Genomic DNA, 25,904 nt, shown 5'->3' on the forward strand with positions numbered 1-25,904 from the left:
AGCATGGACATCACCATTCACTCAAGCTTCCTCCCGCACACCGACCCGGAGGCCTCGCTGGTCTTCTACCGCGACATCCTCGGTTTCGAGGTCCGCCTCGACGTCGGTTACGAGGGGATGCGGTGGATCACGGTCGGGCCGGTCGGCCAGCCCAGCACCGCCATCGTCCTGCACCCACCAACCGCCAACCCCGGCCTCACCGACGACGAGCGGCAGACCATCCTTGAGCTGATGGCCAAGGGCAGCTACTTCGGCGTCAACCTGGCCACCACCGACCTCGACGCCACCTTCGCCAAGGTGGAGGCCAGCGACGCCGAGGTGGTCCAGGAGCCGACCGAGCAGCCGTACGGCGTGCGCGACTGTGCCTTCCGCGACCCGGCGGGCAACATGGTCCGCATCCAGGAAGTGCGCTGAACCGTCCGCGCCCGACACAGGGAGACACGATGAGCACGGCCAGCAAGCCGCACGTCGCCGACAGTCATGACCTGATCCGCGTGCAGGGCGCGCGCGTGAACAACCTCAAGGACGTCGACGTCGAGATCCCGAAGCGGCGGCTGACGGTCTTCACCGGTGTCTCCGGCTCCGGTAAGAGTTCGCTGGTGTTCGGCACCATCGCGGCCGAGTCCCAGCGGATGATCAACGAGACCTACAGCGCCTTCCTGCAGGGCTTCATGCCGACGTTGGCGCGGCCCGAGGTCGACCTACTGGACGGCCTGACCACGGCGATCATCGTCGACCAGGAGCGGATGGGCGCCAACTCCCGCTCCACCGTCGGCACCGCCACCGACGCCAACGCGATGCTGCGCATCCTGTTCAGCCGGCTCGGGCAGCCACAGATCGGCTCGCCCAACGCGTACTCCTTCAATGTCCCCTCGGTGAAGGCGACAGGTGCGATCACCGTCGATCGCGGCGCCGGCAAGACGAAGACCGAGAAGGCGACCTTCAACCGTCTCGGCGGCATGTGCCCGCGGTGCGAGGGCATGGGCGCTGTGACCGACATCGACCTGTCGGCGCTTTACGACGACAACCTCTCGCTCAACGAGGGCGCGATCACCATCCCGGGTTACAGCATGGAGGGCTGGTACGGCCGGATCTTCCGGGGCTGCGGCTACTTCGACCCGGACAAGCCGATCGCCAAGTTCAACAAGCGGGAGCTGCACGACCTGCTCCACCGGGAGCCGACCAAGATCAAAATCGATGGGATCAACCTGACGTACGCGGGCCTGATCCCGTCGATCCAGAAGTCCTTCCTCGCCAAGGACATCGACGCGTTGCAGCCGCACATCCGCGCCTTCGTGGAGCGCGCGGTGACCTTCACGACCTGCCCCGAGTGTGCCGGCACCCGGCTCAGCAAGGAGGCCAGGTCATCGAAGATCAAGGGAAAGAACATCGCCGACGCCTGCGCGATGCAGATCAGTGACCTGGCCGCCTGGGTGCGCGGGATCAAAGAGCCGTCGGTGGCCCCGCTACTGGCGGGCCTGCAACACCTCCTCGACTCGTTCGAGGAGATCGGCCTGGGCTACCTGTCGCTCGATCGGCCGTCGGGCACCCTCTCCGGCGGCGAGGCGCAGCGCACCAAGATGATCCGCCACCTCGGCTCCTCGCTCACCGACGTCACCTACGTCTTCGACGAGCCGACCATCGGGCTGCACCCGCACGACATCCAACGGATGAACGAGCTGCTGCTCCAGCTGCGCGACAAGGGCAACACCGTGCTGGTCGTGGAGCACAAGCCAGAGGCCATCGCCATCGCCGACCACGTCGTCGACCTCGGGCCCGGAGCCGGCACGGACGGCGGGACGGTCTGCTACGAGGGCACCGTGCAGGGCCTGCGGGCCAGCGGCACCATCACCGGCCGACACCTCGACGACCGGGCGGCCCTCAAGGAGACGGCGCGGACGCCCACCGGCAAGCTGGAGATCCGCGGCGCCACGGCCAACAACCTCCAGGACGTGAACGTCGACGTACCCCTCGGGGTGCTCGTCGTCGTGACCGGCGTCGCCGGCTCCGGCAAGAGTTCGCTGGTGCACGGGTCGATCCCGGCCGGCGCCGGCGTGGTGTCGATCGACCAGGGCGCCATTCGCGGCTCACGGCGCAGCAACCCGGCCACGTACACCGGGTTGCTCGACCCGATCCGCAAGGCGTTCGCGAAGGCCAACGGGGTGAAGCCGGCGCTGTTCAGCGCCAACTCCGAGGGCGCCTGCCCGAGCTGCAACGGCGCCGGCGTCATCTACACCGACCTGGGGATGATGGCCGGGGTCGCCGCACCCTGCGAGGACTGCGAGGGCAAGCGGTTCCAGGCGTCGGTCCTGGAATACCGCTTCGGCGGTCGCGACATCAGCGAGGTGCTCGCGATGTCGGTGACGGAGGCCGAGAAGTTCTTCGGCGCCGGCGAGGCGCGTACGCCGGCAGCGCACGCCATCCTCGATCGGCTCGCCGACGTCGGGCTCGGCTACCTGAGCCTGGGTCAGCCGCTCACCACCCTCTCCGGCGGGGAACGGCAACGACTCAAGCTGGCCACCCACATGGCTGAGAAGGGCGGCGTCTACGTCCTCGACGAGCCGACCACCGGCCTGCACCTGGCCGACGTCGAACAACTACTCGGCCTGCTCGACCGCCTGGTCGACGCCGGCAAGTCGGTGATCGTCATCGAGCATCACCAGGCGGTCATGGCGCACGCGGACTGGATCATCGACATCGGCCCCGGTGCCGGCCACGACGGTGGTCGCATCGTCTTCGAGGGCACACCCGCCGACCTTGTCGCCTCCCGCTCCACCCTCACCGGCGAACACCTGGCGGCATACATAGCCCCCTGACCGGCCGCCTCCGGTCGACCGTTCACGCGTTCACGCCACCGGCGGTCGGACGCGCCGTCCTGGCGGCGAGGACTCCGCAGGTAGCGGTGACCAGACCTAGCCCGGCCGCGGCCGGGTTGACGTACCCGGGCACGGACGAGGTGACGTACGTGCCACCACCACTGAGGCGGCACCCGAAGCGGAGCGGTAGGACACTGACGTCGTACCCGACGACCAGGCTTGCCAGCTGCGGTCCGGCCTCACGACAGGGTTCGATCGGGGAGGACCCGGCCCCACCGTCCTCGGCCCGCAGGACCGCGAAGCCGAGGTGGAGCAGACCCCAGGCGTACACGGCGACGGTGGCCGCACCGGCGAGAAGCGCTACCGCCCGCAGGCGACCCACCCGTTCGTTGCTCCGCAACACCGCGCGGAACCCACGGACGGTGAGGGCGGTCGCCGCGACTGCCCCACCCAGCGCGGCGAGGAGCAACCCGAGAAACAGCATGATCGACATTCTGGCGGGTGGTCGGCCAACACGATGAAGGCCCCTGACCGAATTCCTGGTCAGGAGCCCCGCGTGGTGATCTTTGCTAGCAAGTGTGCCCCCGGCAGGATTCGAACCTGCGCCCCCGCCTCCGGAGGGCGGTGCTCTATCCCCTGAGCTACGGGGGCTCAGCGACTGGAGAAGACTAGCAAACCTCCCCTGCGTACGCCGAATCGGTATTGGGTGAGCCGATCGTGTCGGGCTGGCCGTGTCTCGGGCTGGCGGTGTCGGGCCCAGCCGTGTCTCGGGCTGGCCGTGTCCGGGCCGGCCGTGTCCGGTGCTTAGGCGGCTACCGCCCGCCCGCAGCTCGGCAGTGGGTGCAGGACGATCCGCCGAGGGGGCCGGCGGGGCCACTCGTTGCGCGGCCAGGAGCCGTCCACGATCAGGTGGACGGTGCGCTGCTCCTCCCCGCTGAGCCGCAACACGAAGTCGCGGGGGAGCGGCGGGTCCACCGTCGGCGTGGTGATCATGAAGCGCACCCGACCGCGAGACGAGACAGCGGAGATCACGTCGGCCGCCGGCATCGTGCCGCGCAACCGGACCCGGCCGATCCAGTAGACCTCCGCGAGGTGCTCCTGGGCGGCCCGGGTGATCGCCGGGTACTCGCTACGAACCCAACGCTCGACCGCGCTCACGCAGAGGCCGCAGGCCCGCTCGCGCGGCTCCCGCGGACCCAACCCCCAGGCCCGCAGGTACGCCCCGACCGCGCCAGCGTCCAACGGCAGGTCGAAGCGCCGCTGGATGAGCGTGGTGAGGCTCTGCCGCGTCCACAACTCCTCGTCCAGGCCGAACTCGTCGGGGTGAACACCCCGGAGCATGTCGATCAACTCGAGTTCCTGTTCGCGGCTGAGCATTCCCGGCTCGCCCTGCCGCTGTCCGCGACGGACGGCTGCCACCGCCCCGTCACCACCGATGGTGTGGCGTCGGCACCAACTGGTTACCGAACGCCGTGCGTCTCTGAGTGCAACCCCCACGTCTTGGGCAACGAGCCCGAATCGCAACTGGTCACGATATGTGGGGAGAAAACTCTCTAAGCAACGTAATCGCCTGTGCCACGCAAAACACCCAGAAGCGACATAGTGGCGTTATTGCCCCACAGGCGGCGGTCCAGCGCCTAGATCGACTCGGCTTCTTGGAAGTCGGGGTGTCCCGATCGCGCGGACAGCGCCGGTTTCCTGAAACCGAGTCGATCATCGCCCCTGGAGCCCTGGAGCCCTGGAGCCCTGGAGCCCTGGAGCCCTGGAGCCCTGGAGCCGCTGGAGCCCTGGAGCCCGGGAGCCGCTGGAGCCCTGGAGCCCGGGAGCCGCGTTCGAGATCTTGGACACTTTCCGTCAGCAGCTGACGGAAAGTGTCCAAGATCTCGAACGGCGGCTGGCAACTGGGCGGCCGAGGTCGGTGGCTGGATGGCTCGTCCAGCCTTGATCGACTCGGGTTTCTGGAAGTCGGGGTGTCTTGGTCGCGTGGACAGCGCGGTTTCCTGAAAACCGAGTCGATCAAGGCATAGAGCCAGGGCTCGGGCCAGGGCTGCGCCCAAGGCATGCAGCCAGAGCTGCGCCCCCGGGACTGGGGCCGGGACTGCGCCCGGGGTCGGCCGGACTCGAGGTGGGGCCGAGGTGTGGGCTGCGGCCGGACTCGAGGTGGGGCCGAGGTGTGGGCTGCGGCCGGACTCGAGGTGGGGCCGAGGTGTGGGCTGCGGCCGGACTCGAGGTGGGGCCGAGGTGTGGGCTGCGGCCGGGGCGAGGTGGGGCCGAGGTGTGGGCTGCGGCTGGGGCCGAGGTGGGGCCGGGCGTGGGGGCTGCGGCCGGGGGCGAGGTGGGGCCGGGCGTGGGGATCGTGTCGGTGGCGGCGCGGGGCGAGCTGCGGGGTGTGTTGGTGTCGACATGGTGCGGCCCGCGTCACCGCCACAGATCGGCGGGGACACGGGCCTGGTGCGGCCGTCCGGTCGGTCAGCCCTTGGCCTGCGCCTGGAGCTGCCGGAGGTTGTTCAGTTCGGTCTGCTGGGTGTTCTTCATGGTGTTCGCCACCCGCACCACCTCGGCGTTGTCGGTCGCGCCGAGCGCCGCGTCGATCATGTGGATGCCGCCCAGGTGGTGGTCGTACATCAGGGTCAGGAACTGCCTGTCGACCTCGATGCCCTGAGCGTTGCGCAGGGCGGTCATCTGTTGCGGCGTGGCCATGCCCGGCATCAGACCGTCCTTGACGGTGGCCCCGTCGGACATCCACGACATCGGCGGCTTCGACCCGGTCGGGCTGAGGTCCCATTCGCGCAGCCAGGTCTGCATCGCGCCGATTTCGCCCTGCTGACCGGTGGCGATGTCGACGGCGATTTGCCGTACCTCGGGGAGGGTCGCCGACCGGTACGCGATCAGGCTCATCTCCACAGCCTGCGCGTGGTGGGTCGTCATGTCCCGGGCGAAGCCCGCCTCGACCGAGGCGTCACCGGGTCGGGTGAGCCGCGGGGTGAGCAGACCGCCCGCGTACCCGAGGAGGAGCCCCACCACCACCATGATGGCGAGCGCCAGCACTCCGTAGCGCGACGCCGGGGCCCGGCCCCCCTCGTCCGGGGCGGTCGGGATCTCGTCGTAGTCGCTGTCGGTGGTTGCCGGAGCGGTCATTGCCGTCCTTACTGGGTGGGCTGTTGCTGTTGCTGGAGCTCACGCGGCGTGGTGCCGGTGGCGGTGATGCCGGTGTTGCAGAGCGCCGTCGGGCCTTCGACGGAGGCGTTCACCCGCAGGTCCTTGATGAACTCGTCGATCCGCGAGTCGTCGGCGTTGTCGACCTTGAGCTGGTAGCCCCAGGCCTGCAGCGAGATCGGCTTGTCCAGGCCCTCGTAGGGGCTCATCAGTGTCTTCTCGACACCGCGCACCTTGCTGGCGAGCTTGTCGACCTGGTCCTTGGGCAGGTCGGGGCGGTAGGTGATCCACACCGCGCCGTGCTCCAGGCTGTGCACCGCGTGCTCGTTGGCGATCGGAGCGTCGTACACGTCGCCCATGCAGTTCTGCCAGGCGGCGTTGTGCACCCCACCCACCGGCGGCGAGTAGTTCCAGGTCAGTGGGCCAGCCTTGTGCGACTCGTACTTCAGGCTGTCCGGGTCGGACTTGCGGATGTTGGCGATGCCGTCGATGGCGTTGGCCCGCTTGTCCCACGGCTTGGAGCCCTGGAACGACGCCCAGGCGCCGTACCCGATGATGCCGGCCGCGAGCACGCCCACAGCGACGAAGAGCGCGATCGGCCCCCAGGCGCGGCCCTGGCTGACCTTGACCGGGGTGACCGGCTTGCGCGGGCCCTTGCCGCCGGCCCGGGGGGTGCCCGTCGGCTTGCCGGAACCGGCCTTGGCGCCGGACGCCGGCCGGCCTGCGGCCGGCTTCTTGCCGGTGCTGACCACGGTCGGGCGGCGCTCAGGGCCACCCGGGGTGCTGATGCTCATCGTGCCTCGTCAAGTCGGTCGGGCAGGGGAGTGGCGGGCCGGATGACGCGCAGGGGAGCCGCCGAGTGCCCGAGTCTACCCCCGATAACATGGTTGGGTGACTCCTGCAGAACTAGCCTCGGTCGTCCTTGCCGCCGCCCACGCCGTCTTCGAGCAGCGTGGGCTCGACCGCGCGGCGTTGCCGGCGAGCACGGTGGTGGAGCGCCCGCGCAACCCCGAGCACGGCGACTACGCCTCGACGCTCGCGCTGCAGTTGAGCAAGAAGGTGGGCGTCTCGCCCCGGGAGCTGGCTACTGCTCTGGCCGACGAGCTGGGCCGGGCGCCGGGTGTCAAATCGGTGGAAATCGCCGGGCCGGGCTTCCTGAACATCCGGCTCGACGCCGCGGCGGCCGGTCAGCTCGCGCGGGTGATCGTCGAGGCCGGAGCGGAGTACGGCCGCAGTGACCGGCTCGCCGGCGAGAAGATCAACCTGGAGTTCGTCTCGGCCAACCCGACCGGGCCGGTGCACATCGGCGGGGTTCGCTGGGCGGCCGTGGGTGACGCGCTGAGTCGGCTGCTGCGGGCCACCGGCGCCGATGTCGGCACGGAGTACTACTTCAACGACGCCGGTTCGCAGATCGACAGGTTCGCCCGCTCGCTGCTCGCGGCCTCGAAGGGTGAGCCGGCGCCGGAGGACGGCTACGGCGGGGCGTACATCGCCGAGATCGCCACCGAGGTGCAGGCCCGCCGGCCGGAGGTGCGCTCGCTCGACGACGCCGCCGCCCAGGAGGTCTTCCGGGTCGAGGGCGTCGCGCTGATGTTCGACGAGATCCGCACCTCGCTGCGCGACTTCGGGGTGGAGTTCGACACCTACTTCAACGAGAAGGACCTGCACGACCGGGGTGAGCTCGACCTGGCGTTGAACCGGCTGCGTGAGCAGGGGCACCTCTACGAGTCCGAGGGCGCCACCTGGCTGCGCACCACCGACTTCGGCGACGACAAGGACCGGGTGCTGCGCAAGTCCAACGGCGAGTGGACGTACTTCGCCGCGGACTGCGCCTACTACCTGGACAAGCGCGAGCGCGGTTTCGAGCGGGTCGTGATCATGCTGGGCGCCGACCACCACGGCTACATCGGCCGGATGAAGGCGATGTCCGCCTGCTTCGGCGACGACCCGGAGCGCAACCTGGAGATCCTCATCGGGCAGCTGGTCAACCTGCTGCGCGACGGCGCCCCGATGCGGATGAGCAAGCGGGCCGGCACCGTGATCACCCTGGAGGACCTGGTCGACGCCATCGGCGTGGACGCCTCCCGGTACGCGTTGGCCCGGTACTCCAGCGACTCCCCGATCGACATCGACATCGAGCTGTGGACCCGGGCGACCCGCGACAACCCGGTCTACTACGTGCAGTACGTCGCCGCCCGGACGGCGGGCGTGGCCCGCAACGCCGCCGAGGTGGGGCTGGTCCCGGGCGACGCCGAGGCGTTCCGCCCCGAGCTGCTCGATCACGAGAAGGAGAACGAGCTGCTCAAGGCACTCGCCCAGTTCCCGGCGGTGGTGGCGACGGCCGCCGAGCTGCGGGAGCCGCACCGGGTGGCCCGCTACCTGGAGGAGAGCGTCGCCGCCTCCTACCACCGGTTCTACGACAACTGCCGGGTGCTGCCGCTGGGTGACGAGGAGATCACCGACCTGCACCGCGCCCGGCTCTGGCTCAACAACGCCACCCGTACGGTGATCGCCAACGGTCTGTACCTGCTCGGCGTCTCCGCACCCGAGAGGATGTGACATGAGGGCTCATGAGGCCGGTGCGCTGCACGCGGACATCAGCCACCAGGGGCCGGCCTGGCTGCGTGCCCCGGCCGACGTCAACGCCCTCGTGCCGGCGCTGTGGCCGCGGTCGGTGACGCGCGGCGCCGACGGCGCGGTCGCCGTCGCGGGCCTGAGCGTCCGCGACATCGCGGCCGAGTTCGGCACCCCGGTGTACGTCCTGGACGAGGCCGACCTGCGGTCGCGCTGCCGCGACTTCCGGGCGGCCTTCCCGACCGAGGACGTCTTCTACGCGGGCAAGGCGTTCCTCTGCCGGGCCGTGGTCCGGATGATCGCCGAGGAGGGGCTGCACCTGGACGTCTGCACCGGTGGTGAGTTGGCCACCGCGCTGTCGGCCGGGATGCCGCCGGAGCGGATCGGCTTCCACGGCAACAACAAGTCGGTCGCCGAGCTGGGCCGGGCGCTGGACGCCGGGGTGGGCCGGATCATCGTCGACTCGTTCACCGAGATCGACCGGCTCACCGCGCTGGCCCGCGAGCGCGGGGTCCGGCCCCGGGTGCTGGTCCGGGTCACGGTGGGCGTCGAGGCGCACACCCACGAGTTCATCGCCACCGCCCACGAGGACCAGAAGTTCGGCTTCTCGCTGGCCGGCGGCGCCGCCGCGAACGCCGCGTTCAAGATCCTCGACGAGGGTGTGCTGGAGTTGCGTGGTCTGCACTCGCACATCGGCTCGCAGATCTTCGACGCCAGCGGCTTCGAGGTCTCGGCCCGTCGGGTGCTCGCCCTACAGGCGCAGATCCGCGACGCGCGCGGGGTGGAGCTTCCCGAGCTGGACCTGGGCGGTGGCTTCGGCATCGCGTACACCACCCAGGACGACCCGGCGACACCGCAGGATCTGGCCAAGCGCCTTCGCAAGATCGTCGATTCGGAGTGCGCCGCGGAGAACCTCGCCGTGCCGCACCTGTCGATCGAGCCGGGCCGGGCCATCGTCGGGCCGGCCGTGTTCACCCTGTACGAGGTCGGCACGGTCAAGGAACTCGACGGCCTCCGGACGTACGTCAGCGTCGACGGCGGGATGAGCGACAACATCCGCACCGCCCTCTACGACGCGTCCTACTCGGCCACGCTGGCCTCGCGGGCCTCCGGCGCCCAGGCGTTTCTCGCCCGCGTGGTGGGAAAGCACTGTGAGTCCGGGGACATCGTGGTGAAGGATGAATTCCTGCCCGCCGACGTGCAGCCCGGAGATCTTGTCGCAGTGCCCGGCACCGGTGCGTACTGCCGAAGCATGGCCAGCAACTACAACCACGTGCCCCGGCCACCGGTGGTCGCGGTGCGCGACGGCCAGGCGCGCCTGATCGTCCGGCGGGAAACCGAAGAGGACCTGCTCGCATTGGATGTTGGATGACGTCACCTGTGCGCTTGGCGCTGCTCGGCTGTGGCACTGTCGGCCAGGAGGTGGTCCGGCTGCTGCACGAGCAGTCGGCCGACCTGACCGCGCGGATCGGCGCTCCGCTGGAGATCGCCGGCATCGCCGTCCGTCGGCTCGGCCGCGACCGGGGTGACCTGCCGGTCGACGAGAACCTGTTCACCAACGACGCGCTCGGCCTGATCAAGCGGGACGACGTGGACGTGGTGATCGAGATGGTCGGTGGCATCGAGCCGGCCCGGACCTGGCTGGTCGAGGCGCTGCGTGGCGGCAAGAGCGTGGTCACCGCCAACAAGGCGTTGCTCGCCGAGGATGGCGTGGCTCTACACGAGGCGGCGGCCGACGGCGGCGGCGACCTCTACTACGAGGCGTCCGTGGCCGGGGCCATCCCGCTGCTGCGCCCGCTGCGGGAGTCGCTGCACGGCGATCGGATCAACCGGGTCACCGGCATCGTCAACGGCACCACCAACTTCATCCTCTCCGCGATGGACGCTACCGGCGCCGGCTTCGCCGAGGCCCTCGAAGAGGCCACCGCCCTGGGGTACGCGGAGGCCGACCCGACCGCCGACGTGGAGGGCTTCGACGCGGCGGCGAAGGCGGCGATCCTCGCCTCGCTGGCGTTCCACACCCGGGTCGGCGCCGCCGACGTGCACCGCGAGGGCATCACCGAGGTGACCGCCGCGGACATGGCCAGCGCCCAGGCGATGGGCTGCACGATCAAACTGCTCTGCATCGCGGCCCGGGGCGTCGACTCCACCGGCCGGGAGACGGTGAGCGTCCGGGTGCACCCGGCGATGATCCCGCGCAGCCACCCGCTGGCCAGCGTCGGGGACGCGTTCAACGCGGTCTTCGTGGAGGCGGACGCGGCCGGGGAGCTGATGTTCTACGGTCGGGGCGCCGGCGGCGCGCCCACCGCCAGCGCGGTGCTCGGTGACGTGGTCGCGGTGTCCCGTAACCGGCTCGCCGGGGTGCGCGCGGCCAGCGAGAGCGCGTACGCGGACCTGGCGGTCCGGCCGATGGGTGAGGCGTTGACCCGCTACCACGTGAGCCTCGACGTGGCCGACCGGCCGGGTGTGCTGGCCTCGGTGGCGAGTGTGTTCGCCCGGCACGACGTGTCGATCGCGACAGTGCGGCAGGGCTCGGCGGGCGGGCCAGCGGGCCGCGGCGGCGCCGAGCTGGTCATCGTGACGCATGTGGCGCCGGACGCCGCGCTCGCCGCGACCGTCGGCGAGCTGCGCGGTCTGGACATTGTGCGGTCGGTGACCAGTGTGCTGCGGGTCGAGGGCGACGCCTGAGTCGTTGCATCATCGACGGGACGGCTCGCGCGTCCCGCCAGGTGGGTAAGTGGGGGGTGTGCCATCGACCGCCCCGGCAGGTTGGTCCAAGGTGGCCCTGATGTTCGGGCGGGCGCGGCGGTAGAGGCGAGGAGAGCGACATGTGGCGGGGTCTGATCGAGGCGTACCGGGATCGGCTGCCGGTCACCGCGGCCACGCCGGTCGTCACGCTGCACGAGGGGAACACCCCGCTGTTGCCGGCGCCGGTGCTGTCCGCCCGGCTGGGGTGCGACGTGCACCTCAAGGTGGAGGGCGCCAACCCGACCGGCTCCTTCAAGGACCGGGGGATGACCCTCGCGGTGTCCAAGGCGGTCGAGGCCGGCAACAAGGCCATCATCTGCGCCTCCACCGGCAACACCAGCGCCTCCGCCGCGGCGTACGCGGCTCGGGCCGGGCTGACCTGTGCCGTGTTGGTGCCGCAGGGCAAGATCGCGTTGGGCAAGCTGGCCCAGGCGCTGGTGCACGGCGCGAAGCTGCTCCAGGTGAGTGGCAACTTCGACGACTGCCTCGCGACGGCGGCCAAGCTCGCCCAGGACTACCCGGTCGCGTTGGTCAACTCGGTCAACATCGATCGGCTGCACGGCCAGAAGACCGCGGCGTTCGAGATCGTCGAGGCGCTCGGTGACGCGCCCGACATCCACTGCCTGCCGGTCGGCAACGCCGGCAACATCTCCGCGTACTGGATGGGATATTCGGAGGAGATGACCGCCGGCGCCACCACCCGGACGCCGAAGATGTACGGCTTCCAGGCCGCCGGGGCGGCCCCGATCGTGACCGGCAAGGTGGTGCCGGAGCCGTCGACGATCGCCACGGCGATCCGGATCGGCAACCCGGCGAGCTGGACCAAGGCACTGGATGCCCGGGACGCGTCCGGTGGCCTGATCGCGTCGGTGACCGACCGGGAGATCCTTTCCGCGTACCGTCTGCTCGCTCGCGAGGTGGGGGTCTTCGTCGAGCTGGGCAGCGCGGCCAGCGTGGCCGGCCTGTTGCAGCAGGCCGCGGCGGGCGCGGTGCCGCCCGGCTCCACTGTGGTCTGCACGGTGACCGGCCACGGGCTGAAGGACCCGGAGTGGGCGATCTCCACCGCGCCGGCGCCGTTGACCATCGCGAACGACCCGCTGGCCGCGGCCCGCGCGCTCGACCTGGCCTGAGCGCGCCACCGTCCGGGTGGTGATCGACGGCGGGTAGGCGGACGGCGGGCCGGCCTGGGGGTGGCGGGGGTCGAGGTATGCGAGTCCGGCACACTTTCGGGTATCCCCGCCCGCATTCTCGTTCAGGAGTGAGCCAGGCCGATGTCGCTGCTCGCCAGATTCAGCCTCGCCAACCGAGGGCTGATTGCCCTCATCGCGGTGGTGACCACGGTGTTCGGAGCGTTCGCCGTGCCGTCGCTGAAGCAGCAACTGCTGCCGTCGCTCGAGTTCCCGGCCGCGTTCATCGTGGCCCCCTATCCCGGCGCCGGCCCCGAGATCGTCGAGTCGCAGGTGACCGAGCCGATCGAGAACGCCCTCCAGGGCATCCCGGGGCTGGACAAGGTCACCTCCACGTCTCGCGAGGGCGCCGCCACCGTCCAGGTGACGTACGAGTTCGGCACCGACCTCGACGACGTGGTCAACAAGATGCAGACCGCGTTGAGCCGGATCGACTCCCAGCTGCCGGAGAACGTCGACCCGCAGGTCATCGCCGGTAGCACCGACGACCTTCCGGCTGTGGTGTTGGCCGCGGCCGGCGCGGCGGACGAGCGGGCGCTCGCCGAGAAGCTGCGCGCGACGGTGGTGCCGGAGCTGGAGGGCATTGAGGGGGTACGCACGGTCGAGGTGACCGGCACCCGCGACGACATCGTGGTGGTGACCCCGGACCCGGCGAAGCTGGCCGCCGCGAAGGTCCAGCCGACGGCGATCGGCGCGGCGCTGAAGACCAACGGCGTGGCGGTCCCGGCCGGCGCGGTGACCGACGGCTCGCTGGCCCTCCCGGTGCAGGTCGGCACGCCGATCGCCACCCTGGAGGACCTGCGCGGCATCGTGGTCGTCCCGGGCGCGGCACCCGTCCGCCTCGGTGACGTGGCGGCGGTCGAGCAGCAGCTCGCCCCGGCCACGGCGATCACCCGGACCAACGGCAAGGACAGCCTCGGCATCGCGGTCACCGCGGCGCCGGACGGCAACGCCGTGCAGATCTCGCACGAGATCCGCGACCGGCTCGACGGCCTGAAGGACGCCTCCGGCGCGGAGCTGACAGTCGTCTTCGACCAGGCGCCGTTCGTCGAGAAGTCGATCGAGTCGCTGACCACGGAGGGCCTGCTGGGCCTGGTGATGGCGGTCATCGTCATCCTGGTCTTCCTGCTGTCGGTGCGCTCGACCGTGGTCACCGCGGTTTCCATCCCGCTCTCCGTGCTGGTGGCGCTGATCGCCCTGTGGATCGGTGACTACTCGCTCAACCTGCTCACCCTCGGCGCGTTGACCATCGCGGTCGGTCGGGTGGTGGACGACTCGATTGTGGTGTTGGAGAACATCAAACGACACCTGGAGTACGGCGAGGAGAAGCGGCACGCCATCATCACAGGTGTCCGGGAGGTGGCCGGTGCGGTGACCGCGTCCACCCTCACGACGGTGGCGGTGTTCGCGCCGATCGCGCTGGTCGGCGGGTTCGTGGGCCAGCTCTTCGCGCCGTTCGCGATCACCGTGACGGTGGCTCTGCTCGCCTCGCTGCTGGTGTCGCTGACAGTCATCCCGGTCCTCGCGTACTGGTTCCTCAAGCCGCGCGGCGGCACCGCGGACGACGAGGCGGTCCGGCGCGCCGCGGAGGAGAAGGAGCTGCGTAGCCCGTTGCAGCGGGCGTACCTGCCGGTGATCGGGTTCGCCACCCGCAAGCGGTCGACCCGCTGGATCACGGTCGGTCTCGGCCTGCTGGTGCTCTTCGGCACCTTCGGTCTGGCGCAGAAGTTGGAGACCAACTTCCTGGACGACTCCGGCCAGGACACTCTCAACATGAGCCAGGAACTGCCGGCCGGCAGTGGCCTGGCGGCCACCGACGCGGCGGCCAAGCAGGTCGAGTCGGTGCTGTCCCGGACCAAGGGCGTCGAGACGTACCAGGTGACCGCCGGCGGTGGGGACAACCCGTGGGCGGGCGGCGGCGGCAACAATGTCGCCAGCTGGTCGTTGGCGCTCGACGGTGACACCGACGCGAAGCAGATGCGTGAGGTGCTGCGCAAGGAGTTCGACAAGCTCGGCGCCGGTGTGGGTGAGGTCAGCTTCGGTGGCGGGCAGGAGGCGTCGACCAGCCAGCTGGAGGTGATCGTCCAGGCCAGCGACCCGGAGGCGTTGACCCGGGCCGCCGAGGAGGCGCGGGCCGCGATGGCCGGTGTCCCGGACGTCGAGGACGTCACCACCAGCCTGGCCGCGCGGGTGCCGCGGGTCGACGTGACAGTCGACCGGGTCGCCGCCGGGCGGGCCGGGCTCACCGAGGCCGCCGTGGGGCAGCTCGTGTCGCAGGCGTTCCGGGGAGCGCCGCTGGGTCAGGTCGCGCTCGACGGCCAGCAGCAGAACGTGGTGCTGCGGTTGGGCACGCAGCCCCCGATGACAGTGGAGGAGCTGCGGGCACTGCCGGTGGGTCCGGTCAAGCTGGACGACATCGCGGACGTCACGCAGGGTGAGGGCCCGCAGCAGGTCACCCGGATCGACGGTGAGCGCAGCGTGTCGGTGACCGGCGCGGCGACCGGCTCGAACCTGGGCGCGACCAGCACCGAGTTGCAGAAGCGGCTGGACGGCATCGACGTGCCGGGCGCGAGCTTCACCATCGGTGGTGTCAGCGCTGATCAGGCGGATGCCTTCGCGGACCTGGGTCTGGCGGTGCTGGCCGCGATCGCGATCGTCTTCCTGATCATGGTGGCCACGTTCCGCAGCCTCACCCAGTCGTTGATCCTGCTGATCTCCATCCCGTTCGCGTCGACCGGCGCGATCGGCCTGCTGTTGATCACCGGGACGCCGCTCGGTGTGCCGGCGCTGATCGGCGTGCTGATGCTGGTCGGCATCGTGGTGACCAACGCGATCGTGTTGCTCGACCTGATCAACCAGTATCGGGCGCAGGGCATGGGGGTCCGGGAGGCGGTGGTCGAAGGCGGCCGTCGCCGGCTGCGCCCGATCCTGATGACGGCGGTGGCGACCATCTTCGCGCTGCTGCCGATGGCGTTCGGCTTGACCGGTGAGGGCGGCTTCATCTCTCAGCCGCTGGCGGTCGTGGTGATCGGTGGTCTGCTCAGCTCGACGCTGCTCACGCTGATCCTGGTGCCGACGCTGTACTCGATGGTGGAGCACACCAAGGAGTCGCTGCGGGGTCGGCGCGCACGGCGGCGCTCCGGCGGGCCGGCGGTGACCACGACGGACACGGACGAGGCGCCGGCCCCGAACCAGGTCGCGGTGCCGAGCGGCGCACCCGCTCCGGCTGCGGCCGAGGGTGCGCAGCCGGCCGGGCGACCCGCGCCGTCGGCCGCCCTGGTGGAGGGCACGGACCAGTTCGAGGTGCTGCGGCTGCCCCGTAGCCGTACCTCGCCACTGCCTCCGGCGGAGCCGACCGAGTAGGTCGGAACGCGGTTCCGAACGCCCCCGGTGGATTTTTCACCGGGGGCGTTTCCAGCTCCATCCGACCGAAACACTCCGACTCGACCGACCCACACTTTGTGTAACTTCTTGCATACTCCTCGTAGATGGATGGGGGTGTGGGTGGAGCGGGGTGGGCGGACGGACAAGGGCGCGCGCGGGTGGGGGCGACGCGACCTCTTGCGCCGTGGCCTGCTGGTGCTGGGCGGTGTGGCGCTCGGCGCGGGGACGCCCGAGGCGTGGTGGATCACCCACCGCCGGATGCCGATCGCCGGCCGCCCCGCCAGCACCACCCTCGGTAACGGCCAGCAGGATGTCGGCTCCGGCGCCCTGGAGGTCGTCTGGTCGGGGAGGACCGACCAGCGCCTGGTGGCCCTCACCTTCGACGACGGCCCCGCACCACAGTGGACTCCGATGGTGCTCGACACCCTGGCCCAGCACCGGGTTCCGGCCACCTTCTTCATGGTCGGGGCGCAGGTCCGCCGGCACGCCGACGTCGTCCGTGACCGGCTTGCCGGGCACGAGGTGGGCAACCACAGCTGGGAGCACCGGGACCTGGCCGAACTGGACGCCGCCGAAGCGTACGACGACCTGCGCCGCAGCCACGACGTGATCGCCGACCTGACCGGGACACCGCCGGTGCTCCTCCGGCCGCCGTACGGCCACCTGGGCGGGGCGGTGCTGCACGCGGCGGCCCGGCTGGACTATCGGCTGGTGCTCTGGTCGTTGCAGATGGTGGAGCGTGAGTTCCCCGACGATCCGGCCGGGCACGCCCGGCGAATCGTGGAGCGGGTCCGACCGGGAACGATCGTGCTCGGCCACGATGTGGGGGCGCGCCGGCGGCTGGTCGCCCTGCGGGGCCTGACCGACATGATCAACGGGTTACGGTCCCGCGGTTACACCTTCGTCACGGTTTCCGCGCTGCTGGGAGCGGGTGTGGCTCCGACACCGACCAGGTAGGGTCGCGCTCCGTGGCGTCCACCCTCTCGGTTCTGACCGGCAATCGGAGCTTTCGCAACCTGTTCCTCGCCGAGTTGGTGGTCTTCGGCGCCGACTGGTTCGTCATGGTGCCGCTGTTGGTGCTGCTGCCGCAACTGACCGGCAGCGGCGTCTGGGGCGCGCTGGTGTTGGCTGTGGACACCGGCATCGTGGCGTTGCTGCTGCCGTACACCGGCACGATCGCCGACCGCTTCGACCGCCGGAAGATCATGATCTGCGCGAACGTCGCCGCGCTGGCGGGCGTGCTGCTGCTGCTCGGTGTGCGGAATGCCGGAACGGCGTGGCTGGCGCTTGTCGCGATCGGCGTGGTGGCGGTCGCCAAGGCGTTCTACTCGCCGGCCGCCCAGGCCGCGCTGCCCAACGTGCTGGAGCCGCACGAGCTCGCCGCCGGCAACGCCGTCGCAGGCTCGGCCTGGGGCACCATGACCGTGGTCGGCGCCTCCCTCGGCGGCGTACTCAGCACCGCTGCCGGCCCGTACGTCTGCTTCTGGGTGGCGGCGGTGGGCCTGGCGATGGCTGCGGGCCTCGCCACCCGGATCCGCCGGCCGTTGCAGGCACCCCGGGACGCCGACCAACCGGCCCAGCGGACCTGGTCGGCCGTCCGCGAGGCGCTCGGCTACATCGGTCACCGTCCCCGGGTGCTCGCGCTTGTCACTGTGAAGTCCGCGGTGGGCCTGGGCAACGGCGTGCTGACCGTGTTCCCGCTGCTGGCCGGTGTGTACGGTGTCGGCCCGCTCGGCGCCGGCCTGCTCTTCGCGGTACGGGGCGCGGGAGCATTGGTGGGGCCGATCCTGATGCGCCGGGTGCTGACCAACCGGGCCTGGCTGCTGCCCGGCCTCGCGTTGTCCATGTCGCTCTACGGCCTGTCCTACCTGGGCACCTCGGTGGTGCGATGGTTTCCGCTGGTGCTGCTGCTGGTCTTCGTGGCGCACTTCGCGGGTGGCAGCAACTGGGTGATGTCGAACTTCGCACTCCAGGGCGAGGTCCCGGACCGGCTACGTGGCCGCGTCTTCGCCACCGACATGATGCTGGCGACGCTGGCGATCTCGGTGAGCCAACTGGCGGTGGCCCTGGTGGTGGACGTGGTCGACGAACGGGTGGTGCTCGCCGGCTGCGGTCTGATCACCCTCGTGTACGCGGTCGGTTGGCGGATCGCCACCCGCCGGCTGTCGCTCACCGACCCGGCCGCCGAGCCGGTCCCGGACCCGGCCGGCTGAACTCGGCGGTCCCAGGCAGCGGGCACGGGGCCGGTTCGTCGGTGCCGACCCCTAGCATGAGCGCGTGCCGACGAACTTCACCGCCGAGCCGGTCCGAGTCCGGGTTCCCGCGACCAGTGCCAACCTGGGCCCGGGCTTCGACGCGCTGGGTCTCGCCCTCGGGCTCCACGACGACGTGGCCGCCGAGGTCGCGTCGGGCGGTGTGCGGGTGACAGTGACCGGGCAGGGCGCCGGTGAGCTGCCCGACGACGACCGACACCTGGTGGTGCGGGCCATGCGCGCCGCGTTCGACGTGCTCGGGGCCCACCCCGACGGGCTGAGCGTGGAGTGCGTCAACCGGATCCCGCAGGCGCGTGGGCTGGGCTCGTCGTCCGCCGCGATCGTCGCCGGGGTGCTGCTGGCCCGTGCCCTCGTCGTCGATGGCGAGCACCGCCTCGACGACGCCGGCGCGCTCCGGCTGGCCGCCGAGATCGAGGGCCACCCCGACAACGTGGCGCCGTGCCTGCTCGGTGGTTTCACAGTGGCCTGGTCCGAGCCGGGTGGTGCCCGGGCGGTGTCCCTGCCGGTCGCCGACGCGGTGCGGCCCACCGTTTTCGTTCCGTCGGAACGCGGACTGACCGCGACCGCGCGGGCGGCTCTGCCGGCCACCGTGCCGCATGGCGACGCCGCGTTGACCGCGGGCCGGGCGGCACTGCTGGTGCACGCGCTCACCACGGACCCGACCCTGCTGCTGCCGGCCACCGTCGACCGGCTCCATCAGGATTATCGCGCAGCCGGGATGCCCGGCACGTCTTCCCTGGTCAACGCGTTGCGAGAGGCCGGTGTGGCAGCTGTGGTCAGTGGGGCGGGCCCGACTGTCCTGGCGCTCAGCGGGCCTCCAGCGGGCTTCCCGGTGGGAACAGACTGGGAGATCTGGCAGTTACCGATAGACGTCAGCGGCGCACGGGTCGCACGGGGTAGACTTGGACACGCCGAGCGGGACCCTGTTGCCGCAGGTCGGAAGAGTTGATTACGCTCTAGACCTAGCACAGCCGCGAAGCACGCGATCTCCTGCGGGGCGGCGCACCCCCGAAGCTCTCGGCGGTCAGCCCGTCTACCCCTGCCAAAGGCCCACGCCGCACCGCAGTTTCCACAGGTCGCCGCAGACGGCGAGACCTGCTCACCGACGTTGGTGAGTCGGGATACCGACCGGCTGCTGTGTCACAAGACTCCCGCGACGCGTCCTTGCGAGGCGGGTGCACCGAGGCCGCCCGGCCACCTGAGCTCCGACTCCGGGCAGTCCCGGCCTTATCGAGGGAAGGAATCCATTGAGCGACACCACCGACGTGACGTCGGATGTTTCCAACGTCGCTGGCGATGCCACCGCCGCCGCTCCCGCCCGTCGTCGGCGTAGCGGCACCGGTCTGTCGGCGATGCTGCTGCCAGAGCTGCAGAGCCTGGCTGCGTCGCTCGGCATCTCCGGCACGGCTCGCATGCGCAAGGGCGAGCTGATCGCCGCGATTTCCGAGCGGCAGGGCGGCAACGCCGCCGGGACCCCTCGACCACGGGCCGAGGTCGCGGCCGCGGCCGCCCCAACCCGTGAGGGGGTGCGCGCCGAGGTGCGGGAGACCGCAGACCGGCCGGCAGCCGAAGGGCGCGGTGCCGAGCAGGCGCCGGCCGAGCCGGCCGCCGAGCCCGAGGGTCGTAGCCGTACCCGGCGGAGCCGGACCGCAACGACCGAGGCCCGTGCCACCGAGGCGCGCCCCGCTGAGGCGCGTGCGACCGAGGCGCGTGCCACCGAGACCCGTACCGACGAGGCGGAAGCCGGCGAGCGGGCCGACCGTGGCGAGAACCGCCGCGACCGGGCCGAGCGTCCGGAGCGTGCCGAGCGGACTGAGCGTGCCGATCGTGGCGAGCGGACCGAGCGTGCCGATCGTGGCGAGCGGACCGAGCGTGCCGATCGTGGCGAGCGGACCGAGCGTGCCGATCGGGGCGAGCGGACCGACCGGACCGATCGTGGCGAGCGTGCCGCCGACCGGCCCGAGCGTGCCGACCGTGGCGAGCGTGCCACCGACCGGACCGAGCGTTCCGACCGTGGCGAGCGTGCCGATCGTGGCGAGCGCAACGACCGGAGCGAGCGTTCCGACCGTGGCGAGCGCAACGACCGGAGCGAGCGTTCCGACCGGGGTGAGCGGGCCGAGCGCAACGACCGACCCGACCGCGGTGACCGCAACGATCGTGGCCAGCGTGCCGAGCGTGTCGAGCGGGACAGCGACGACGACGACGGCGAGGGTGGCGGCCGGCGCGGCCGGCGCAGCCGTTTCCGGGACCGTCGCCGCGGGCGCGGCGAGCGCACCGAGACCGGTGCCGACACTGGTGGGCGTGAGCCGCAGGTCAGCGAGGACGACGTGCTCGTCCCGGTGGCCGGCATCATCGACGTGCTCGACAACTACGCCTTCGTGCGGACGACCGGTTACCTGGCCGGCCCGAACGACGTGTACGTCTCGATGTCCCAGATCAAGAAGTACGGCCTGCGCCGCGGCGACGCGATCACCGGTGCGGTGCGGGCGAACCGCGACGGCGGCAACAGCGGCGACCAGCGGCGCGACAAGTACAACCCGCTGATGCGGCTGGACACGATCAACGGGATGGAGCCGGAGGAGGCGCGGCGTCGTCCGGAGTTCTACAAGCTCACCCCGCTCTACCCGCAGGAGCGCCTGCGGTTGGAGACCGAGCCGCACATCCTGACCACCCGGGTCATCGACCTGGTCATGCCGATCGGCAAGGGCCAGCGGGCACTCATCCAGTCTCCGCCGAAGGCGGGTAAGACGATGGTGCTGCAGGCGATCGCGAACGCGATCACCCGCAACAACCCGGAGTGCCACCTGATGGTGGTGCTGGTGGACGAGCGGCCCGAAGAGGTCACCGACATGCAGCGGTCGATCAAGGGCGAGGTCATCGCGGCCACGTTCGACCGACCGCCGCAGGACCACACCACGGTGGCCGAGCTGGCCATCGAGCGGGCCAAGCGCCTCGTCGAGCTTGGACACGACGTCGTCGTGCTGCTCGACTCGGTGACCCGTCTCGGTCGGTCGTACAACCTGGCGGCGCCGGCCAGCGGCCGGATCATGTCGGGTGGTATCGACTCCACAGCGCTCTACCCGCCGAAGCGCTTCCTCGGCGCGGCCCGCAACATCGAGAACGGCGGGTCGCTGACCATCATCGCCACGGCGCTGGTGGAGACCGGGTCCATGGCGGACACGGTCATCTTCGAGGAGTTCAAGGGCACCGGTAACGCCGAGTTGAAGCTGGACCGGAAGATCGCCGACAAGCGGACCTTCCCGGCCATCGACATCAACCCGTCCGGTACGCGTAAGGAAGAGGTCCTGCTCGCACCGGAAGAGCTGGCCATCATCCACAAGCTCCGCAAGGTGCTGCACTCGCTGGACTCGCAGGCGGCGATGGATCTCCTGCTGGACCGGCTCAAGCAGTCCCGCACCAACATCGAGTTCCTGATGCAGATCGCGAAGTCGACGCCGGGGGAGTAACCATCCCGGTAACGACGAAGGGGCACGGCCATCGCGGCCGTGCCCCTTCGGCATGTCCAGTGGCCGACCGGGCCTCAGAAGTCGCCGTCGGCCACCTGGAAGACGGTGAGACCGAGGGATCGCCACATCTGGACCACCTGGACGCGGTCGTCGAAGACACCCGCCACCCGGTAGCGGCCCCGGATCTCCCGGTCGTAGATCTCCCGCTTGACGATCGAGTCCTTCCGGGAGTCGCCGACGGCCCGCAGGTGCAGGCCCAGGTAGGGGACTCGTACGTGCCGGGCCAGCCACGCCTCGGTGGCCGCTCGCGCGGAGGCGTCCCGCCCCGAGCAGAAGACCACCCCGTAGCCGGCGGCGTGCATCGCCCGGACCGCCGCGATCACCGCAGTGTTCGGCTGGTCCTGGCCCACCCGGGTCATGTCGTACGGGCTGCGGGACACGGCCAGCGCGACGGTGCCGTCGATGTCCACCAGGACGATCTCCGGTGGCTCGGTCGACGGCGGGTGCACCACGGCGGGGCGTCCGGTGCGGGCCTGCGGCACCGGCAACGGCAGTGTCCGCCCCTGCAGGTACCGCTCGTGCAGCCGGCGGATCGCGTCCGCGCCGACCTGGTCGGCGGCCGGGCGGGCGGCGTCACGGCGCAGGCACTCGTCCAGCGGCACGTCGGTGAAGTCGTGCACCTCGAAATCCGCGCCGTGCCGGGCGGCCAGGTCGGCCCAGCCCCGCAGGGTCCGTGAGCGCAGGTTGGTGTCGTCCACGCAGACGTCCGCGCGGGCCCGCAGCAGTGCCTCGACCTGAGCCTGCTGCACGGCGGTCACCTGCGCCTCGGCCCACTGGGTGAACAGCCGCTCGCCGTGCAGCATCCGGCGCAGGTCGTCCCGGTTGACTCGCGAGACGGACGGTTGGAGCGTGCGGGCGAACGTTGTCTTGCCCGAGGCGGGTACTCCCCGGGTGGCGATCAGGCGGGTCATCGACGCACCTCCGGCTCGGCGGGCGTACCCCGGTCGGGGTACCCGGCGGCTGTCCACCGGGTGCGCGAATGCCCGGCCGGGCGGCGGGAATGCGGACGGGTAGGCACGTGTTGACGATGCCGGACGAGGTGTGCGGCCCGATTACCGGGTCGGCTCAGGCCCATGGCACACTGGTCAATCGGCCACCGGTTCCGGTTCACGCCCGAGCCCGTCGCGTACGGCGCGACGAGTGATGACGGCGACCCGGCGACCACCAACGAGAGGACCGAGGCGATGAAGGCAAACATCCACCCGGAGTACGTGACCACCGAGGTCAGCTGCTCCTGTGGCAACACGTTCACGACCCGCAGCACCGCCAAGGGCGGGGCGATCCACGCCGAGACCTGCAGCGCCTGCCACCCGTTCTACACCGGTAAGCAGCGCGTTCTCGACACCGCCGGCCGGGTCGCGAAGTTCCAGCAGAAGTACGCCAAGGTTCAGGCCAAGAAGGCCAAGTAGCTCCTCGTTCGGCGCCCGCGTCCGGTTTTTCGCCGGACGCGGGCGCCGTCCGCTTTTCCCTCTGTTTCCGTCCGGCCGCTGGCCTCCCGGCCTCCGGCCCGGTCGTCGCGCACCGTCGAAGGAGCATCCGCAGCATGAGCAGCGAGCGTCTGGCCGGCCTTCTCGACGAGTACGCGGAGCTGGAGAAGCGGTTGGCCGATCCGGCCATCCACGCCGACCAGGCCACCGCGCGCAGGGTCGGCCGCCGGTACGCCGAGCTGGTGCCGCTGCACAAGGCCGCCGACGAGTTGGAGCAGGCCCGCGCCGATCTGGCCGCGGCTCGCGAGCTGGCCGCCGAGGACCCGTCCTTCGCGGGTGAGGCGGACGCCATCGCCGGGTCCCTGCCGGTGCTGGAGGAACGCCTCGCCGAGCTGCTCATCCCACGCGACCCGCACGACGCCAAGGACGTGATCGTCGAGATCAAGGCCGGTGAGGGTGGCGAGGAGTCGGCGCTGTTCGCCGGTGACCTGCTGCGGATGTACACCCGGTACGCCGAGCGGCACGGCTGGGTCAGCGAGGTGATCGACGCACAGGATTCCGACCTCGGCGGGGTCAAGGACGTCTCCCTGGCGATCAAGACCAAGGGCGTGCCGGACGGCGGCAACGGCGTCTGGTCGCGGCTCAAGTGGGAGGGCGGCGTGCACCGGGTGCAGCGTGTCCCGGTGACCGAGTCGCAGGGCCGGATCCACACCAGCGCCGCCGGGGTGCTGGTGCTGCCCGAGGCCGAGGACGTCGACGTCACGATCGACCAGAACGACCTGCGCATCGACGTGTTCCGCTCGTCCGGCCCGGGTGGCCAGTCGGTGAACACCACCGACTCGGCGGTGCGGATCACCCACCTGCCGACCGGCATCGTCGTCTCCTGCCAGAACGAGAAGTCCCAGTTGCAGAACCGGGAGCAGGCGATGCGGATCATGCGGGCCCGGCTGCTCGCCGCCGCCCAGGAGCAGGCCGACGCCGCCGCCTCGGACGCGCGCAAGGCCCAGGTGCGCACCGTGGACCGCTCGGAGCGGATCCGCACCTACAACTTCCCGCAGAACCGGATCACCGACCACCGGATCGGCTACACCGCGTACAACCTGGACCTGGCGCTCGGCGGCGAGCTGGACGGGGTGCTGGACGCCCTCACCGAGGCCGACCGGGCCGCCCGGCTCGCCGGCGACACCGAGTTGACCCGCCGCTGAGCTGACCGCTCGCGCGGGGGGATCAGCTCGCGCGGGGCAATCAGCTCGCGCGGGGGCGGGTCTTGGCGCGAAGCATCTCGCGGTCGGCCTGCTCGAACGCGATGCTGAGCGCTTCGCGCAGCCCGCTGCCGCCGGAGACCTCGGCGAAGCCGATGCTCACCCCGACGGGGGTGCCCGGCACCAACGATTCCCAGTCCTCCAGTCGGACCGCTGCCTCGATCCGGCGGGCCACCTCGGCGGCCTCGGTCATGCCGGTGTCCGGCAGCACCACCACGAACTCGTCACCGCCGTAGCGGGCCACGAAGTCGTGCCGGCGCATCACCCGGTTGATCACGCCGGCGATGCGCTGGAGCACCAGGTCACCGGAGTGGTGGCCGTGCCGGGTGTTGACCGCCTTGAAGCCGTCCAGGTCGCAGACGCCGATCACCACCCGTTCGCCACGGGTGACCACCGCGGTGATGTACCGCTCCAGCCGGCGGCGGTTGGGCAGCCCGGTGAGCGGGTCGGTCAACGCCTCACCCTCGAAGCGCGCCGCCTCACGGCGCATCTCCTCGTGGTCGATGCGGGCGGCGATGCCGTCGATGTAGACGTCGCGCAGCCGGTCGTTTCGCTGCGCGGCGAGCCGGAACGCCAGCCGGTCGGCCCGGTGCGCTGCCAGGTGGTCCCCGACGCGGGTCAGCGCGATGCTGCGCAGCCGGGCCGGCTCGGCCGCCCCGAGCGTCTCGTTGGACACCTGGACGGTGTCCAGTCGGGCGACCGCCTCGATCGGCCGACCGTCGGCGACGGCAAGGCAGACCTGCCCGAGCTGACGCAGGTCACGGGCGCGGGCGCTGTCGCCACCGTGGCTGATCAACCGGGCCGGCTCGGGGCCTTCGGTGGCCACCTGGTCGCCGAGCGCGGCCTGCCGGGCCGCCGCGTAGCCGTACGCCGCGAGGCTGCTCGGGCGCAGTTGGCCGGCCCGCCCGGCGCGGACGAAGCGGGTCAGGTCGGCGGCCACGTCCCGGAGCACCCGCAGACAACCGTCGCTGTCGCCGTTGTGGTCCAGGGCCACGGCGTTGCGTAGCCGGATGCCGGGCGCGGCGAACGTCTCCTCCGGGATCCCGGCGGTCAGCCCGAGCTGCCGGGCCCGCTCGATGGCGCCCAGGGCGTACCCGTGGAAGCTGAGGTAGCTGTAGGCCATGGCCAGGTCGTGCCAGCCCCAGGCGGTGTCCCGGTCCGGGTCGGCGACGGCGCCCAGCGCCCGGGCCGCTCGGACGAGGTGCATGACGCAGCGGTCCAGTGCGCCCTGGTGGTGCGCGGCGAGCGCGGCAAGCGCGTTGAGGTGACCGTGCAGATAGGGCTCGGCGAGGTCGCGGACCGCCGCCGACGCCTCTTCGATGGCCCGGGTGAACTCCGCGGTCCGACCGAGATTGATCAGTGCGGAGAGGCGCTGCACCATCGCGTCCGCCCGCGCCGCCGGGTCGGTGGTGGTGCGGATCACACGCTCCAGCAGGACGTACGCCTCCGCGGAGCGGCTGGCCTCCTGCAACGCCCGGGCGTGCGTGAGGGCGTCAACCTGGTCATCGACCCGGTCGAGCCAGCCCACCCGCCAACCTCCTGTCGTGCGC

General features: G+C 71.0%; 19 protein-coding genes and 1 tRNA gene. 13 read left to right on the plus strand and 7 right to left on the minus strand.

Annotated features, from left to right (window positions below; translation table 11 throughout):
* Positions 1-3: 3 nt before the first annotated feature.
* Complete coding sequence (locus IW248_RS30920) at positions 4-414, plus strand: VOC family protein (protein WP_196929716.1); 411 nt, start codon at positions 4-6, stop codon at positions 412-414.
* A 29-nt stretch (positions 415-443) separates the two neighbouring features.
* A complete protein-coding gene (locus IW248_RS30925) occupies positions 444-2,816 on the plus strand; it encodes an ATP-binding cassette domain-containing protein (RefSeq protein ID WP_196929717.1) in 2,373 nt (790 codons plus the stop codon).
* 22 nt (positions 2,817-2,838) lie between these two features.
* Here the strand turns inward: IW248_RS30925 and IW248_RS30930 are convergent, their stop codons facing one another.
* The 5 genes from IW248_RS30930 to IW248_RS30950 form a co-directional block, all read right to left on the minus strand.
* Positions 2,839-3,300, minus strand: coding sequence for a hypothetical protein (locus tag IW248_RS30930; RefSeq protein ID WP_196929718.1), 462 nt, complete (start codon positions 3,298-3,300; stop codon positions 2,839-2,841).
* Between the two features lie 95 nt (positions 3,301-3,395).
* Positions 3,396-3,467 (minus strand) — tRNA-Arg (locus IW248_RS30935).
* A 153-nt stretch (positions 3,468-3,620) separates the two neighbouring features.
* Positions 3,621-4,313 carry a winged helix-turn-helix domain-containing protein gene (locus tag IW248_RS30940; protein WP_196929719.1) on the minus strand — a complete coding sequence of 231 codons (693 nt, stop codon included), beginning with the start codon at positions 4,311-4,313 and terminating at the stop codon, positions 3,621-3,623.
* A gap of 972 nt (positions 4,314-5,285) precedes the next feature.
* Entirely contained in the window at positions 5,286-5,954 is a 669-nt protein-coding gene (locus IW248_RS30945) for a DUF305 domain-containing protein (RefSeq protein ID WP_124820704.1), read from the minus strand.
* An 8-nt stretch (positions 5,955-5,962) separates the two neighbouring features.
* Positions 5,963-6,766, minus strand: coding sequence for a thioredoxin-like domain-containing protein (locus IW248_RS30950; protein ID WP_196929720.1), 804 nt, complete (start codon positions 6,764-6,766; stop codon positions 5,963-5,965).
* A 97-nt stretch (positions 6,767-6,863) separates the two neighbouring features.
* Between IW248_RS30950 and argS the strand changes: the two genes are divergently transcribed.
* The 9 genes from argS to rho all read left to right on the plus strand — a co-directional run bounded on the left by argS (position 6,864) and on the right by rho (position 21,605).
* Positions 6,864-8,531 (plus strand): arginine--tRNA ligase, encoded by a 1,668-nt coding sequence (argS, locus tag IW248_RS30955; RefSeq protein WP_196929721.1) that lies wholly within the window; start codon positions 6,864-6,866, stop codon positions 8,529-8,531.
* Position 8,532: 1 nt separating this feature from the next.
* Complete coding sequence (gene lysA / locus IW248_RS30960; RefSeq protein ID WP_196929722.1) at positions 8,533-9,918, plus strand: diaminopimelate decarboxylase; 1,386 nt, start codon at positions 8,533-8,535, stop codon at positions 9,916-9,918.
* Between the two features lie 8 nt (positions 9,919-9,926).
* On the plus strand, positions 9,927-11,234 hold the full coding sequence (locus IW248_RS30965) for a homoserine dehydrogenase (RefSeq protein WP_196930438.1): 1,308 nt from the start codon (positions 9,927-9,929) through the stop codon (positions 11,232-11,234).
* A gap of 140 nt (positions 11,235-11,374) precedes the next feature.
* Entirely contained in the window at positions 11,375-12,424 is a 1,050-nt protein-coding gene (gene thrC, locus IW248_RS30970) for a threonine synthase (protein WP_196929723.1), read from the plus strand.
* Positions 12,425-12,565: 141 nt separating this feature from the next.
* On the plus strand, positions 12,566-15,844 hold the full coding sequence (locus tag IW248_RS30975) for an efflux RND transporter permease subunit (protein WP_196929724.1): 3,279 nt from the start codon (positions 12,566-12,568) through the stop codon (positions 15,842-15,844).
* A 129-nt stretch (positions 15,845-15,973) separates the two neighbouring features.
* On the plus strand, positions 15,974-16,822 hold the full coding sequence (locus tag IW248_RS30980) for a polysaccharide deacetylase family protein (RefSeq protein WP_196929725.1): 849 nt from the start codon (positions 15,974-15,976) through the stop codon (positions 16,820-16,822).
* An 11-nt stretch (positions 16,823-16,833) separates the two neighbouring features.
* Positions 16,834-18,078, plus strand: a complete 1,245-nt coding sequence (locus IW248_RS30985; protein WP_196929726.1) for an MFS transporter — start codon at positions 16,834-16,836, stop codon at positions 18,076-18,078.
* A 64-nt stretch (positions 18,079-18,142) separates the two neighbouring features.
* Positions 18,143-19,087: a homoserine kinase gene (gene thrB, locus IW248_RS30990; protein ID WP_196929727.1), complete on the plus strand. Its 945-nt coding sequence runs from the start codon at positions 18,143-18,145 to the stop codon at positions 19,085-19,087.
* A 298-nt stretch (positions 19,088-19,385) separates the two neighbouring features.
* The gene (gene rho, locus IW248_RS30995) at positions 19,386-21,605 is read left to right on the plus strand and encodes a transcription termination factor Rho (RefSeq protein WP_196929728.1); all 2,220 of its coding nucleotides are present in this window, start codon (positions 19,386-19,388) and stop codon (positions 21,603-21,605) included.
* Positions 21,606-21,679: 74 nt separating this feature from the next.
* Here the strand turns inward: rho and IW248_RS31000 are convergent, their stop codons facing one another.
* Positions 21,680-22,576, minus strand: a complete 897-nt coding sequence (locus tag IW248_RS31000; RefSeq protein ID WP_196929729.1) for a phosphatase domain-containing protein — start codon at positions 22,574-22,576, stop codon at positions 21,680-21,682.
* Between the two features lie 273 nt (positions 22,577-22,849).
* On the opposite strand from IW248_RS31000, the gene rpmE reads away from it, so the two are divergent.
* Positions 22,850-23,074, plus strand: coding sequence for a 50S ribosomal protein L31 (rpmE, locus tag IW248_RS31005; RefSeq protein WP_030333150.1), 225 nt, complete (start codon positions 22,850-22,852; stop codon positions 23,072-23,074).
* Positions 23,075-23,208: 134 nt separating this feature from the next.
* The gene (gene prfA / locus IW248_RS31010) at positions 23,209-24,297 is read left to right on the plus strand and encodes a peptide chain release factor 1 (RefSeq protein WP_196929730.1); all 1,089 of its coding nucleotides are present in this window, start codon (positions 23,209-23,211) and stop codon (positions 24,295-24,297) included.
* A 40-nt stretch (positions 24,298-24,337) separates the two neighbouring features.
* Here the strand turns inward: prfA and IW248_RS31015 are convergent, their stop codons facing one another.
* A complete protein-coding gene (locus tag IW248_RS31015) occupies positions 24,338-25,882 on the minus strand; it encodes a GGDEF domain-containing protein (protein ID WP_196929731.1) in 1,545 nt (514 codons plus the stop codon).
* Between the last annotated feature and the right edge of the window lie 22 nt (positions 25,883-25,904).

The sequence above is a fragment of the Micromonospora ureilytica genome (assembly GCF_015751765.1).
GTDB classification, from domain to species: domain Bacteria; phylum Actinomycetota; class Actinomycetes; order Mycobacteriales; family Micromonosporaceae; genus Micromonospora; species Micromonospora ureilytica.

Excerpts from the sequence above, each read along its gene's own strand:
- IW248_RS30980 (WP_196929725.1), top strand. The coding sequence starts at position 15,974 with ATGGGGGTGTGGGTGGAGCGGGGTGGGCGGACGGACAAGGGCGCGCGC.
- IW248_RS30945 (WP_124820704.1), bottom strand. The coding sequence starts at position 5,954 with ATGACCGCTCCGGCAACCACCGACAGCGACTACGACGAGATCCCGACC.
- IW248_RS30975 (WP_196929724.1), top strand. The coding sequence starts at position 12,566 with ATGTCGCTGCTCGCCAGATTCAGCCTCGCCAACCGAGGGCTGATTGCC.
- IW248_RS31000 (WP_196929729.1), bottom strand. The coding sequence starts at position 22,576 with ATGACCCGCCTGATCGCCACCCGGGGAGTACCCGCCTCGGGCAAGACA.
- prfA (WP_196929730.1), top strand. The coding sequence starts at position 23,209 with ATGAGCAGCGAGCGTCTGGCCGGCCTTCTCGACGAGTACGCGGAGCTG.
- lysA (WP_196929722.1), top strand. The coding sequence starts at position 8,533 with ATGAGGGCTCATGAGGCCGGTGCGCTGCACGCGGACATCAGCCACCAG.
- rpmE (WP_030333150.1), top strand. The coding sequence starts at position 22,850 with ATGAAGGCAAACATCCACCCGGAGTACGTGACCACCGAGGTCAGCTGC.
- IW248_RS30930 (WP_196929718.1), bottom strand. The coding sequence starts at position 3,300 with ATGCTGTTTCTCGGGTTGCTCCTCGCCGCGCTGGGTGGGGCAGTCGCG.
- IW248_RS30920 (WP_196929716.1), top strand. The coding sequence starts at position 4 with ATGGACATCACCATTCACTCAAGCTTCCTCCCGCACACCGACCCGGAG.
- thrC (WP_196929723.1), top strand. The coding sequence starts at position 11,375 with ATGTGGCGGGGTCTGATCGAGGCGTACCGGGATCGGCTGCCGGTCACC.
- IW248_RS30925 (WP_196929717.1), top strand. The coding sequence starts at position 444 with ATGAGCACGGCCAGCAAGCCGCACGTCGCCGACAGTCATGACCTGATC.
- IW248_RS30950 (WP_196929720.1), bottom strand. The coding sequence starts at position 6,766 with ATGAGCATCAGCACCCCGGGTGGCCCTGAGCGCCGCCCGACCGTGGTC.